The 13,475-nt window shown below is 59.4% G+C and carries 12 protein-coding genes; 8 read left to right on the plus strand and 4 right to left on the minus strand.

Going from position 1 to position 13,475, the window contains the following annotated elements; all coding sequences use genetic code 11:
• Positions 1-159 precede the first annotated feature (159 nt).
• The 4 genes from galT to gpmA all read left to right on the plus strand — a co-directional run bounded on the left by galT (position 160) and on the right by gpmA (position 4,283).
• A complete protein-coding gene (gene galT / locus F3I47_RS05135) occupies positions 160-1,206 on the plus strand; it encodes a galactose-1-phosphate uridylyltransferase (protein WP_150029428.1) in 1,047 nt (348 codons plus the stop codon).
• On the plus strand, positions 1,203-2,351 hold the full coding sequence (gene galK, locus F3I47_RS05140) for a galactokinase (RefSeq protein WP_058958449.1): 1,149 nt from the start codon (positions 1,203-1,205) through the stop codon (positions 2,349-2,351). Before galT ends, galK begins: the two co-directional genes overlap by 4 nt.
• Positions 2,345-3,379: a galactose-1-epimerase gene (gene galM / locus F3I47_RS05145; RefSeq protein ID WP_150029427.1), complete on the plus strand. Its 1,035-nt coding sequence runs from the start codon at positions 2,345-2,347 to the stop codon at positions 3,377-3,379. Before galK ends, galM begins: the two co-directional genes overlap by 7 nt.
• Positions 3,380-3,530: 151 nt before the next feature.
• Positions 3,531-4,283 carry a 2,3-diphosphoglycerate-dependent phosphoglycerate mutase gene (gpmA, locus tag F3I47_RS05150; RefSeq protein ID WP_009091367.1) on the plus strand — a complete coding sequence of 251 codons (753 nt, stop codon included), beginning with the start codon at positions 3,531-3,533 and terminating at the stop codon, positions 4,281-4,283.
• 249 nt (positions 4,284-4,532) lie between these two features.
• On the opposite strand, the gene aroG is transcribed toward gpmA, so the two are convergent.
• Entirely contained in the window at positions 4,533-5,585 is a 1,053-nt protein-coding gene (aroG, locus tag F3I47_RS05155) for a 3-deoxy-7-phosphoheptulonate synthase AroG (RefSeq protein WP_150029426.1), read from the minus strand.
• Positions 5,586-5,872: 287 nt separating this feature from the next.
• Here aroG and F3I47_RS05160 point away from each other — a divergent pair, with 287 nt between their 5' ends.
• The 4 genes from F3I47_RS05160 to zitB all read left to right on the plus strand — a co-directional run bounded on the left by F3I47_RS05160 (position 5,873) and on the right by zitB (position 10,933).
• Positions 5,873-6,235, plus strand: a complete 363-nt coding sequence (locus tag F3I47_RS05160) for a YbgS-like family protein (protein WP_033736370.1) — start codon at positions 5,873-5,875, stop codon at positions 6,233-6,235.
• 99 nt (positions 6,236-6,334) lie between these two features.
• Positions 6,335-6,916, plus strand: a complete 582-nt coding sequence (locus tag F3I47_RS05165; protein ID WP_009091372.1) for a response regulator transcription factor — start codon at positions 6,335-6,337, stop codon at positions 6,914-6,916.
• Positions 6,898-9,972, plus strand: coding sequence for an ATP-binding protein (locus tag F3I47_RS05170; RefSeq protein WP_150041071.1), 3,075 nt, complete (start codon positions 6,898-6,900; stop codon positions 9,970-9,972). The genes F3I47_RS05165 and F3I47_RS05170 overlap by 19 nt, the downstream gene beginning before the upstream one ends.
• Positions 9,950-10,933, plus strand: a complete 984-nt coding sequence (gene zitB, locus F3I47_RS05175) for a CDF family zinc transporter ZitB (RefSeq protein ID WP_111207724.1) — start codon at positions 9,950-9,952, stop codon at positions 10,931-10,933. The genes F3I47_RS05170 and zitB overlap by 23 nt, the downstream gene beginning before the upstream one ends.
• Positions 10,934-10,978: 45 nt before the next feature.
• On the opposite strand, the gene pnuC is transcribed toward zitB, so the two are convergent.
• The 3 genes from pnuC to F3I47_RS05190 form a co-directional block, all read right to left on the minus strand.
• Positions 10,979-11,713, minus strand: a complete 735-nt coding sequence (gene pnuC / locus F3I47_RS05180) for a nicotinamide riboside transporter PnuC (protein ID WP_058958453.1) — start codon at positions 11,711-11,713, stop codon at positions 10,979-10,981.
• 24 nt (positions 11,714-11,737) lie between these two features.
• A complete protein-coding gene (gene nadA, locus F3I47_RS05185) occupies positions 11,738-12,799 on the minus strand; it encodes a quinolinate synthase NadA (protein ID WP_009091379.1) in 1,062 nt (353 codons plus the stop codon).
• 127 nt (positions 12,800-12,926) lie between these two features.
• A complete protein-coding gene (locus F3I47_RS05190; RefSeq protein WP_140028230.1) occupies positions 12,927-13,472 on the minus strand; it encodes a methylated-DNA--[protein]-cysteine S-methyltransferase in 546 nt (181 codons plus the stop codon).
• Between the last annotated feature and the right edge of the window lie 3 nt (positions 13,473-13,475).

Below are 13,475 nucleotides of genomic sequence, written 5' to 3' on the forward strand. Positions count from 1 at the left end.
ACCTTTCACCCTCCTGCACCGCACGCAATGCCACCAAATAAGAATTTTCAGCTTGTGTAAACGATACCATTTATCCAGACTTGATCACGCTTTCGGGCGCGCTGATGTGCTAATTTTTACCGATGCCTCTTTGGCTTTTGACGCTTACCAGGACCTCACATGGACAAATTCAACCCGGTCGATCATCCGCATCGCCGTTACAATCCACTGATTGATCAATGGATTTTAGTCTCTCCTCATCGGGCCAAACGGCCGTGGCAGGGCGCGCAGGAGACCCCGGCGGTTAACACGCTGCCGTCCCATGATCCGGACTGCTTCCTCTGTGCCGGAAACACCCGCATCACCGGCGACAAAAACCCGGACTATACCGGCACTTACGTCTTTACCAATGACTTTGCCGCGCTGATGACCGACACCCCCGACGCGCCTGAGAGTGACGATCTGCTGATGCGCTGTGAGAGCGCACGCGGCACCAGCCGGGTTATCTGCTTTTCGCCCGATCACAGCAAAACCCTGCCGGAGATGTCGCTGAGCGCGCTGGAAGAGGTGGTGCGCACCTGGCAGGAGCAGACCGCTGAGCTGGGTCAGCACTATCCCTGGGTGCAGGTGTTTGAGAACAAGGGCGCGGCGATGGGCTGCTCCAACCCGCATCCGCATGGTCAGGTCTGGGCCAACAGCTTCCTGCCGAATGAAGCGCAGCGTGAAGATGACCACCAGCGCGACTACTTCGCGACAAAGGGTTCACCGATGCTGGTCGATTACCTGGCACGTGAACAGCAGGATGGCAGCCGCACCGTCGTGGAAACCGAACACTGGCTGGCCGTGGTGCCCTGGTGGGCCGCCTGGCCGTTTGAAACCCTGCTGCTGCCGAAGGCGCACGTCAGACGTCTGACCGATCTCAGTGCAGCACAGCGCACCGATCTGGCGCTGGCGCTGAAACAGCTGACCAGCCGCTACGACAACCTGTTCCAGTGCTCCTTCCCCTACTCTATGGGCTGGCATGGCGCACCGTTTAACGGCGAAGCCAACGACCACTGGCAGCTGCATGCCCACTTCTATCCGCCGCTGCTGCGTTCAGCAACGGTACGCAAATTTATGGTCGGCTATGAAATGCTGGCCGAAACCCAACGCGATTTAACGGCGGAACAGGCGGCGGAACGTCTGCGTTCTGTCAGCGACGTTCACTTCCGTGAGGCACAACAATGAGCTTAAAAACCATCACGCAGCAGCTTTTCTCAGATACCTTCGGTTACGCCGCCACCCATACCATTCAGGCACCGGGTCGCGTCAACCTGATTGGTGAGCACACCGATTATAACGACGGCTTTGTGCTGCCCTGCGCCATTGACTACCAGACGGTGATCGCCTGCGCCCGTCGTGACGATCGCCAGATTCGTGTGGTCGCGGCGGATTATGAGAATGCCCAGGACACCTTTTCGCTCGATGAAGAGATCGTCAGCGTGCAGGAGCCGATGTGGGCGAACTATGTGCGCGGCGTAGTGAAACATCTGCAACGGCGTCATGCCGATTTCGGTGGCATCGACATGGTGATCAGCGGCAACGTTCCGCAGGGCGCGGGTCTCAGCTCCTCTGCCTCGCTGGAAGTGGCGGTCGGCACCGTGGTGCAGCAGCTCTATAACCTGCCGCTGGATGGCGCGGCGATTGCGGTTAACGGTCAGGAAGCAGAAAACCAGTTCGTTGGCTGCAACTGCGGCATCATGGACCAGCTGATCTCCGCGCTGGGCCAGAAAGATCACGCCATGCTGCTCGACTGCCGCACGCTGGGCACCCGTCCGGTGTCGATGCCGGCAGATATCGCCGTGGTGATCATCAACTCCAACTTCCGCCGCACCCTGGTCGGCAGCGAATACAATACCCGTCGCGAGCAGTGTGAAGCGGGCGCGCGCTTCTTCAACAAAAAAGCGCTGCGTGATGTTGAGCTGGCGGAGTTTGAAGCGGCAGAGGCGAAGCTGGACCCGCAGGTGGCTAAGCGGGTGCGTCACGTTCTGACCGAGAATGCCCGCACGCTCGAAGCCGCCGATGCGCTGAGCCGGGGCGACCTCTCCCGTATGGGTCAGCTGATGGCCGAGTCGCACGCCTCCATGCGTGACGATTTTGAGATCACCGTGCCGCCGATCGACACGCTGGTGGAGATCGTAAAAGCGCAAATCGGTGAGCACGGGGGTGTTCGCATGACCGGCGGCGGCTTCGGCGGCTGTATCGTTGCGCTGATGCCGCTGGATCGGGTGGATCAGGTGAAAGCCGCCGTTGCGGAGCAGTATGAAGCGCAGACCGGCATCAAAGAGACCTTCTACGTCTGCAAAGCCTCTGAAGGAGCCGGTCAATGCTGAATGACGTCAACTCTCACGCGCCCGACGGTCAGCCGTGGCGCATCACGGTGCTGCGCAATGCCAACGGCATGCTGGCGACCTTTATGGACTGGGGCGCAACCTGGCTCTCCGCCCGCGTGCCGATGCAGGATGGCACGGTGCGTGAAGCGCTGCTTGGCTGCGCCACCCCCTCTGACTATCTGCACCAGGATGCTTATCTCGGTGCCACGGTGGGCCGTTACGCTAACCGCATCGCCGGTGCAAAACTGACCACACTCAACCGTCAACTGGTGCCGAACCAGGGCGCGCATCAGCTGCATGGCGGTCCGGAAGGGTTTGATAAACGTCGCTGGCAGATTGTCAGCCAGTCAGACAGCGACGTGCACTACCGCCTGGATTCGCCGGATGGCGATCAGGGCTATCCCGGTAACCTGATTGCCGACCTGCACTATCATCTGGACGATCAGAACTGCCTGAGCATCCGCTATGAAGCACGCTGCGACCAGCCCTGTCCGGTCAACCTGACTAACCACGCTTACTTTAACCTTGATGCGCATCATGGCGACGCCCGCCAGCATCGCTTACAACTGCACGCAGATCACTATCTGCCGGTCGACAGCGAAGGGATTCCCAATGCGCCGCTGAAAGCCGTGGCCGGCACCAGCTTTGATTTCCGGCAGGCGAAAACGGTCGCGCAGGATTTCCTGACAGAGGACGACCAGCGGGCGGTGAAGGGGTATGACCACGCGTTTCTGCTCAACAGCGCAGGCGACGACAGCCAGCCTGCCGCAGAACTCTGGTCAGAAGATGGCAGACTGCAGCTCAGCGTCACCACCTCCGCTCCGGCCCTGCAGTTCTACTCTGCCAACTATCTGGCCGGGACCCGTGCCCGCGAGCAGGAGAGCTATACTGCATTTCAGGGCATTGCGCTGGAGAGTGAATTTTTACCGGATTCGCCCAATCATGCTGAGTGGCCTCAGCCCGATTGCTGGCTGCAACCGGGAGATCGCTGGGAATCGGTGACGCGCTATCGCTTCACGCCACGCTGATCTTCTGGCTGAAAAACGCGCAGTGCGTCACACACAGGCTTACGCGCTGCCCGCTTTTCCGCTATGGTATGGCGCAATCCGCTCGCGTGTCAGGCGGGCAGCAGCAGGTTTCCAATCTCACAGAAACATCACAGTATTAAGGAGTTAAGCTATGGCTGTAACTAAGCTGGTTCTGGTGCGACACGGCGAAAGCCAGTGGAACAACGAAAACCGCTTTACCGGTTGGTATGATGTTGACCTTTCTGAGAAAGGTCGTGGCGAAGCCAAATCAGCGGGTCAGCTGCTGAAAAAAGAGGGCTTTGTTTTCGATTTCGCTTACACCTCTGTACTGAAGCGCGCGATTCACACGCTGTGGAATGTGCTGGATGAGCTGGATCAGGCCTGGCTGCCGGTCGAGAAAACCTGGCGTCTGAACGAGCGTCACTACGGTGCGCTGCAGGGCCTGGATAAAGCGGAAACTGCGGCCAAATATGGCGATGAGCAGGTTAAGCAGTGGCGTCGCGGCTTTGCCGTTACCCCACCTGAGCTGGATCGTGCTGATGAGCGCTTCCCTGGCCATGACCCCCGTTACGCGAAACTGACCCCGGAGCAGCTGCCAACCACTGAAAGCCTGGCTCTGACCATCGACCGCGTGATCCCTTACTGGAACGACACCATTCTGCCGCGCATCAAAAGCGGTGAGAAAGTGATCATTGCCGCACACGGCAACTCACTGCGCGCACTGGTTAAATATCTGGATAACCTGAGCGAAGATGAGATCCTCGAACTGAACATCCCAACCGGCGTGCCGCTGGTGTATGAGTTCGATGAAAACTTCAAACCGCTGAAACGCTACTACCTGGGTGACCAGGACGAGATTGCCGCGAAAGCCGCAGCCGTTGCGAATCAGGGTAAAGCGAAGTAATTTTTCGCTGAGAGGCAAAAAGGCCAGACAGAAGTCTGGCCTTTTTTATTGGGCTGCGTCCGGCAATGCTGTGTGTCATCTTTAACTGTCAGAGTAAAAGCCTGAATGTCCGTTCGTCCCGGACGAATCACATCGTCAAAGCCGTCTGAGTATGGCAGCAATAAATCAGCCCAATCTGCAGGGAACATGGCCACTCTCCACTGCGCATTCAGACAGATCCGGCCAGTTGTCACGCCAGATCGCCAGCACTCAACCGCGGCGCTGTTTAACCGCTGCCGCCAGCTGACGGAGCACCTTGTCGGTATCATCCCAGCCGATGCAGGCATCAGTGACACTCTTGCCATAGACCAGCGGCTCACCGCTCTCCAGGCTCTGATTGCCCTCTACCAGATGACTCTCGATCATCACGCCGACAATCGCCTGTTCACCGTTGATGATCTGCTGCGCGACATCGTCCGCCACGACCATCTGACGCTCGAACTGCTTGCTGCTGTTGGCATGGCTGAAATCGATCATAACCTGCTGTGGCAGACCCGCTTTTGCCAGACCCTCTTTGACCTCAGCCACATGCTTCGCACTGTAGTTCGGCTCTTTGCCGCCGCGCAGAATAATGTGACAGTCGCCATTGCCGCTGGTTTCGACAATCGCGGAGTGGCCATATTTGGTCACTGACAGGAAGCAGTGCGGCGAACCGGCAGCGTTGATGGCATCGATGGCCACCTTGATGGTGCCATCGGTGCCGTTTTTGAAACCGACCGGACAGGAGAGACCGGAGGCCAGCTCACGGTGCACCTGGGATTCGGTGGTGCGTGCGCCAATCGCGCCCCAGCTCATCAAATCCGCCACATACTGCGGGGTGATCATATCCAGAAACTCGCCCGCCGCCGGTAAACCGCTGTCATTGATCTCCAGCAGCAGTTTACGCGCCAGACGCAGACCATCATTGAGCTGGAAGCTGTTATCCATGTAGGGGTCGTTGATCAGCCCTTTCCAGCCCACGGTAGTGCGCGGCTTTTCAAAATAGACCCGCATGACCACTTCCAGTTCGCCTTTCAGCTCATCCCGCAGCGCCAGCAGACGGCCGGCATACTCTTTGGCGGCCTCAGGATCGTGGATTGAGCAGGGACCAATCACCACCAGCAGGCGGTCGTCTTTGCCCTGCAGGATCTGATGAATCGCCTGACGCGCCTGGGAAACGGTCTGTGCAGCACGATCGGTCGCCGGGAATTTTTCGAGCAGCGCAACCGGGGGTAACAGCTCTTTAATCTCTTTGATGCGTAAGTCATCGTTCTGGTAATTCATACTGATTCCATATTATTTCTGGCCCGGCGCCCGCCGGACACAACCTGCCCAATGTAGCCCGAAGCGCCAGGGGTGTAAATTCCCGCTGCGGGTTAAATGTGCGGGTCATATTTGCATTAATCAGGTTAGCGACTAGACTTTTTAATGGTAAGCACTGAGGAACGTCCCGCTTACATGATTAAATCACCCTGTTTAAGCCAACTGGCGAATTTTATTTCGTCCGGGACTTTTTTATCCCCAATTTCACCTCTGGGCTTAAAACGTCTTCATTTATTAATGGGAGTATAATGATGAAAAAGTTTGCCTTACTCTTTTTGACAGCAGCAATGACATTAGGCAGTGGCGCGGCGCTGGCGGAAGGCAGCAACAACGGCACAGCTAACCAGGCAGCCAGTGCAGGTGCGGTCGCACCCGGCGCAAAAGAGAACCTGCCACCGAATAATGTCGATAACAGCAAAATTAATAACACCGGCACCAATACTAATCCGGCCACTTCTGGCAGCACCACCAGCAGCGGAAATATGTCTGCTAACGAAATTGACCAGAACAGCCAGTGTAAAGATGGCAAATGTCCGAACATCAACAAAAAAGTTGAAACGAAAGTGGGCGGCGGTGACGTTAATACTAAAACCGACGGCACGACCCAGTAATTCTGTCTGACCCGGAGAGCATCCGTTCTCCGGGTTTTTCTCCCCTCTGCCCCACTCTTCCGCTATGCTCATCCTGTGAAATTTACAGGGAAACCGTTCATGGCCGTTTTGCTCTTGATTGACGATCATCCGCTGGTCGAAGTGGCACTTGAAGCCGCGCTCAGCCAGTCGCCCATTCCGGTTCAGCTCCTCTCTGCCAGCAGTGAACACGCCGCCCGTCCTTTTCTTCAGCAGCCGCTGGACATTATCGTGCTTGATATCGGGCTGCCGGAGAGCGACGGGCTGGAGATCCTGCGCCGCCTGAAAATCCATCGTCCCGACTGTCCGGTGCTGATCTATTCGGCCCAGCAGACCCGTCACTATATCCGGCGCGCTCAGGCATTAGGGGCGTCCGGTTATGTGGTGAAAAGCCAGCGCATGACGCAGCTGCTCAGCGCCATTCTGGCCGTGCTCGGCGGACAGACCGCGTTTCCGGAAACCGAAGAGGAGCCTGAGCTGCCGCTGACGCACAAAGAGCGTCAGATTCTGGCGCTGCTCGCCAGCGGCCTCTCTAACCTGCAGATCGCCGCCCAGCTGCACATCAGCAACAAAACGGTCAGCACCCATAAAAAGAACATTCTGGAAAAAACCGGTGCCCGCTCTGTGGTTGAACTGGCTGACCTCTGGAAGGCGCAGCAGTGAGATATGCGCTGCTGATTCTGCTGTGGCTGTGCAGCAGCGCGCTGGCTGAGGTGCGCCCGGTCAGCAGCCTGAATCTGCCGATGATGCTGCCGGTCACGCATGCTGAAACCATGCAGGGAAAGAGCCTGCGCGTCGGACTGCTGGAAGAGAACCACGCGCCCTGGACGATGCGGATCGGCAACGATCTGTATGGCATCAATGCCGACTATCTTGCTGCGCTGCGACAGCTGACCGGGGCGCAGTTTACCCTGCGCCTCTACAGCGACGCGCCGCAACTGATGCAGGCCCTGAACCGCGGAGAGATCGATTTTGCGCTGGGCATGTGGAACACCCCGCTGCCTCAGGGCACGCTGAGCAGTGAAAGCTGGTTCAGCAGTCCGCTGCGGGTCTATCGCAATCAGCAGAACCAGCGTGCCGTGATGTTCAACAGCCAGAATGCGCAGCTTGCGATCAGCGACAGCACCCTGGCGCAGCTGCCACCCGCCCTGGCGGCCCGTCACCACTGGCGACGCTACAGCAGCGATCTGCAGGCGCTCTATACCCTGCTCAATCAGCAGAACGACTATGTGGTGGCGGACGAGACCAGCGCCGGTTTTCTGCTGAGTCAGCTGCAGCAGGGGCAGATTTATCAGATCGCCTCACATATTGAGGCGGGACAGCTTAACCTGCGTGCGCTCTCCCGCGATCCCGCGCTGATTGAGTGGATAAATCAGAGCCTGCGTCAGTTACCAGCGGAACTGATGAACAGCCTGCAGGCGCGCTGGAGCAGCACGCTGCCGCGCTATCAGGATACGCAGACCCTGATGCTCAGCCCCGCTGAACGCGCGTGGATTGCCGACCACCCTCGCATTACCTACACCGCCGAGCCCGACAACTATCCCTGGAGCTATCGCGACGCCAGCGGCACCGCCAGAGGCTATGGCGTGGATTTACTGAAAGCGGTCGCCCAGAGCACGGGCCTGCAGTTTGAACCCGTGTGGGTCAGCAATCCCCATCAGGCCAGTGCGCTGATTCAGCAGCAGCAGGCGATGCTGCAACTGATGCAGCCTCTTAATGCCGATGCGATGCAGAGCACCTCACTGCCGGTGTGGCGGGCGCTGTGGGGGATCTACAGCATTCACTCTGCCCCGCTGTCGCACTGGCAGGATCTGCGCGGCAGGCGGATCGGCGTATTGCAGGATGACCTGGCGTTGCGCCTGCTGCCGGAGGATCTGCATCCGGTGCCATTTGCCGACCGCAACAGCCTCTATGATGCGCTGGCAAAGGGGCAGATTGATGCGCTGGTCGATAATGTGCTCTCCGCCCGCTGGCGCATCGCCAGCCGTGATGACGCGCGTATCCACCTCGCCTTTGCCGCCAGCGACATCGCCTGGCCGATCGCGCTGGGTGTCGCGCCCGATCAGCCCCTGCTGCGCAGCCTGCTGGATCGGGCGCTGCAGCAGATCCCGGCGGATACTCAGGGCAAAATGCGCGACAGCTGGTCAACACCGCCGCAGCCCGGCAGCGTGATGGTGATGCGAACGCTGCCGATGATGGTGCTGGCGGTAGCCGGGGCCGCCATTGTACTGCTGCTTCTGCTGCTGGCGCGCCGTTACTGGCAGCAGCGCCGCGAGCGTCAGCAGCGCGAACAGGCGGAGCGGGCCAACGCCCTGAAGAGCCAGTTTCTGGCTACCGTCAGCCATGAGCTGCGTACGCCAATGCAGGCGATCCTCGGCCTGCTGGAGCTGGAGAAGCAGCAGCACAACAGCCAGAACCTGACCCTGCTGCACAGCAGCGCACACTCCCTGCTGACCCTGCTGAATGACCTGCAGGATCACGCACGTATCGAGAGCAACAGTTTTACCCTGGCGCCCCGCCCGCTGGCGCTGGCGCAGTGGCTCGAACAGCAGCAGCATTTTTATCATCCGTTAATGCGGACGGACGGCCCGCGTCTGATCGTCGCGGCACAGACGCCGCTGCCTGACACGGTGATGATCGATGCCGATCGCCTGCAGCAGGTGGTCAATAACCTGATGACCAATGCGCTGAAATTTACCCGTCACGGCACCATCCGCCTCACCCTGGCGGCAGAGCAGCAGCTGGTGCTGACGGTCACTGACAGCGGCAGCGGTATTCCGCCTGAGGAGCAGCCGAAGTTGTTTGATCCCTGGTATCAGGCGCCGTCGGGCAAAACCGTGTCGGTACAGGGCAGCGGTCTGGGCCTGTTTATCTGCCGCGAGATGGTGCTGCGGATGGGGGGCGATATCCGGCTCACCTCGCAGCCCGGCCAGGGAACGCAGGTAACGGTGACCCTGCCTCTGCAGATCGCGGAGCCGGTCAGCAGCACCGATGAGTCTGGCCTGCCCGGCTTTCCCCATCTGCGGGTGGCGATTGTCGATGACCATCCCGCCAATCTGCTGGTGATGCAGCAGCAGCTGGCGCGCTTTGCCATTCAGGCCGACATCTTCGAAGAGGGACGTGCGCTGCTCAAGGCCGATGCGCAGCAGCCTTTTGACCTGCTGTTTATCGACCAGATGATGCCGCGTCCTGACGGCACGCTGCTGCTGCGACTGCTGCGACGCCGTGACCGGCAGCGGGGACGGCAGGCGATGCGGGTGCTCTGCTCCGCAGACGCCCAGCTGCTGTCACGACCGGCTGAGGCGCAGGAGCGGGTTCTGATTAAACCGGTGCAGCTGGCCGATCTCCGCGCACTGCTGGCGGAGTGGCAGCCCGACCCGCTGGCACCGCTGGATGAGAACCTGTGGCAGCTGGCACAGCAGAATGAAAAATTTCTCAGCCGGCTGAGTCAGACGCTGCACAGCACGGTGACCCAGGATCTGGCCGTGATGCGTGAGGCGCGCGCACGCGCGGACTGGAACCAGTTTGCCGACGCGGCACACCGGATGAAAGGCAGCTGGTTGCTGGTGGGGCTGGAGCAGGGTGCACAGCTGAGTCAGCAACTCGCAGAGCAGGCAAAACAGCATCAGGACACGTCTGAGACGTGGCAATTACTGATATTATTAGCAAACAGGTTACTGAAAAAACTGGAATCTTATGGCACATACCCACACTCATAGCGGGCAGGATAGTAATCGCACGCGTCTGGCGGCCGCCTTTGGCGTGACCGTCCTCTTCATGGTTGCCGAGGTGATTGGCGGCTGGCTTTCAGGTTCACTGGCGCTGCTGGCAGATGCCGGACATATGCTCACCGATGCCGCCGCCCTGCTGATGGCGCTGCTGGCGGTCCACTTCTCGCGCCGTAAACCCAATGCGCGTCATACCTTTGGCCTGCTGCGCCTGACCACCGTAGCGGCCTTTGTCAATGCCATCGCCCTGCTGGGTATTACCGCGCTTATCGTCTGGGAGGCAGTGCGTCGCTTCAGCGATCCGCAGCCGGTGACCGGCGGCCTGATGCTGGGCATCGCGATTGGCGGCCTGCTGGCCAACCTGCTCTCATTCTGGCTTCTGCACCACGGCAGCGAAGAGAAGAACCTCAACGTGCGGGCAGCGGCACTGCACGTCATGGGTGACCTGCTCGGTTCGGTGGGGGCGATTGTGGCAGCAGCAATCATTATGCTGACCGGCTGGACGCCAATCGATCCGATTCTGTCGCTGCTGGTGTCACTGCTGGTGCTGCGCAGTGCCTGGGCGCTGCTGCGTGAGAGCCTGCAGGAGTTACTTGAAGGGGCACCCCACTCCCTGGATGTGAACCGGCTGATGCGGGACCTCACCCTGAACATCGCTGAAGTGCGCAATGTTCACCATGTACATCTGTGGCAGGTGGGTGAAAAGCCGCTGCTGACGCTGCATGTGCAGGTGATCCCGCCCTATGACCACGATGCGCTGCTGCACCGCATTCATGACTATCTGCGTCAGCACTATCAGATTGACCATGCGACCGTGCAGATGGAGTATCAGCCCTGTGCCGGTGCTGAGTGTGAGCTGAGCTTCAGCGGCGCGGCTGAGGCCGGCCACGGTCACAGCCATTCCCATTCCCACGACCATACTCACGCCAGAGGCGACGAGCACGCTCACTAAACGACAGGGCGCGGTAACCCGGTTACCGCGCCCTGTGACCGCCCCTTACTGGCCTGTCTGCTGCGCCGACAGTGCCCGTGACCCCTGCTCCCGGGCACTGCGGATCCACATGCGCGAGCCATTGAGCGCAATCAGCGTCAGAATCACATACTCCAGCGACATCGCATAAACCCCCTGACGGGCAAAAATCATCACGCTGATGACGTTAATGATCACCCACAGCAGCCAGTTCTCAACATACTTGCGCGTCATCAGGATCATCGCCGCAATCGACAGCACCATCATGCAGGCGTCCCAGAACGGGAAGGCATCCGGCTGCAATGCCGGCATCGCCACTGACAGGCCAATCGCGTTCATCAGCGTCACCGCCGCGCGGGTCAGCATGGCAAACACCGGGTCAATGTAGAGCGTCATCAGCGCAATCGCGACGACGCAGCTCACCGCCCAGGCGATCGCTTTCGGCAGCGGCAGCCAGCGAATCTTCAGCGCCGCCTGATGATCGCTGGTCTGCCGGCTCCAGGCGTACCAGCCGTAAATATTGGCGGCAAAAAAGAAGAGCTGCAGTAACAGACTGGCGTAGAGCTGAATCTGAAAGAAGATCACCGCAAACAGCGTGACGTTAATCAGGCCAAAGGGGTAGTTGATGATTTTTTCCAGGCTGGCAAACCAGATACAGAGTAAGCCCGCCAGGGTGCCGATAGCCTCAATCCATGAGAGATCGTAGCCGCCTGCACCCAGAGGAATGTGAACCAGAATATTATGCGTGCTGAAAAAGTCCATGCAGAGCACCTGTCAGGAAAACGGCTAGGCGTTTCCCTTCACGTTGAGTTTAAGTTCCGCTGCAAAGGATAGCATGCGATTCAGGGGCAGTAACGCCGCCTCTCGCAGCGTCTCGTCCACCTGAATCTCATGTTCCGCGCCGCCCGTCTCCAGCGCGTCTGCGATAGCTTTGAGACCGTTCATCGCCATCCACGGACAGTGCGCGCAGCTGCGGCAGGTTGCGCCCTCCCCGGCTGTCGGCGCTTCCAGCAGCTCTTTATCCGGCACCGCCTGCTGCATTTTGTAGAAGATGCCGCGATCGGTCGCCACAATCATCTGCGGATGCGGCAGGGATTTGGCGGCCTGAATCAGCTGGCTGGTCGAACCCACCGCGTCGGCCAGATCCACAATCGCCTGCGGCGACTCGGGATGAACCAGCACCGCCGCGTCGGGATAGAGCGCTTTCATGCGCTGCAGCGCCTGAGTCTTGAACTCATCATGGACAATGCAGGCACCCTGCCAGCACAGCACATCGGCGCCCGATTTCTGGGTGACGTAGCGACCGAGGTGGCGATCCGGTGCCCAGATAATTTTCTCGCCCAGGCTGTCGAGGTGCTCAATCAGCTCAACCGCAATGCTGGAGGTGACAACCCAGTCAGCGCGCGCTTTTACCGCCGCCGAGGTGTTGGCGTAGACCACCACGGTGCGATCGGGATGGGCGTCGCAGAAGGCGTTGAACTCTTCAATCGGACAGCCCAGATCCAGCGAGCACTCCGCCTGCAGTGTCGGCATCAGGACGGTTTTCTCAGGGCTGAGGATTTTGGCGGTCTCCCCCATAAAGCGCACACCCGCCACCAGCAGCGTGGTCGCCGGATGGTTGCTGCCGAAACGGGCCATCTCCAGCGAGTCGGAGATACAGCCGCCGGTCTCTTCGGCCAGCGCCTGAATTTCCGGGTCGGTGTAGTAGTGCGCGACCATCACGGCATTTCGCGCCTTCAGCAGGGTTTTGATTTTCTCACGATAAAACGCCTTCTCGTCGTCACTCAGGCGGGCGGGCTTGGGGGGAAAGGGGTAAACGGTGCTTTCAGGATCGAACATCACACTCATGACACAGCTCTCGTTTTATCTAATTAACGAAAATCGCCAGAAGAGGCGAAATATGGCGTTGAATCCGCCGTCGTGTTTTATATGCTAAACACGATAGCGGAAAAGCCCGACTGTGTCGTGTGATTTTTTAATCGGCCTGCATGACCGCACCGCCAGCCCGACCCTGTGCGCCTTGTTCGCCCGGCTGCGGCAGGGGTTGTGATGTTTCCAGCGCCAGCAGAAACGCTTTAACCGTCAGCCCGCCGGCAAACCCGGTCAGCTTGCCGTTGGCCCCTATCACCCGGTGACACGGCGCGACAATCGAAAGCGGATTACGACCGTTGGCCGCGCCGACCGCACGCACCGCCAGCGGGTGCCCGATCTCGCGGGCAATCTGGCTGTAGCTGCGCGTTTCACCAAACGGGATCGCCACCAGTGCCTGCCAGACTTTTTTCTGAAAGTCAGTGCCGGCAAAATCGAGCGGCAGTTCAAAGCCGCGTCGCGCACCGGCAAAGTACTCGCCGAGCTGACGTGCCGTTTCGACCAGAATGGGATGGTCGTCATCACGCGTCTGCGGTAAAAAACGGGTGCGATGAGGATCGTCGTTCTCCCACAAAATACCCGCCAGGCCGCGCTCGCTGGCCACCAGTTTCAGTTCGCCCACCGGGGTAACAGTCAATTTGAAGTAATACATGGT

The sequence above is a fragment of the Pantoea sp. M_10 genome, from assembly GCF_008631515.1.
GTDB classification, from domain to species: Bacteria; Pseudomonadota; Gammaproteobacteria; order Enterobacterales; family Enterobacteriaceae; genus Pantoea; species Pantoea anthophila.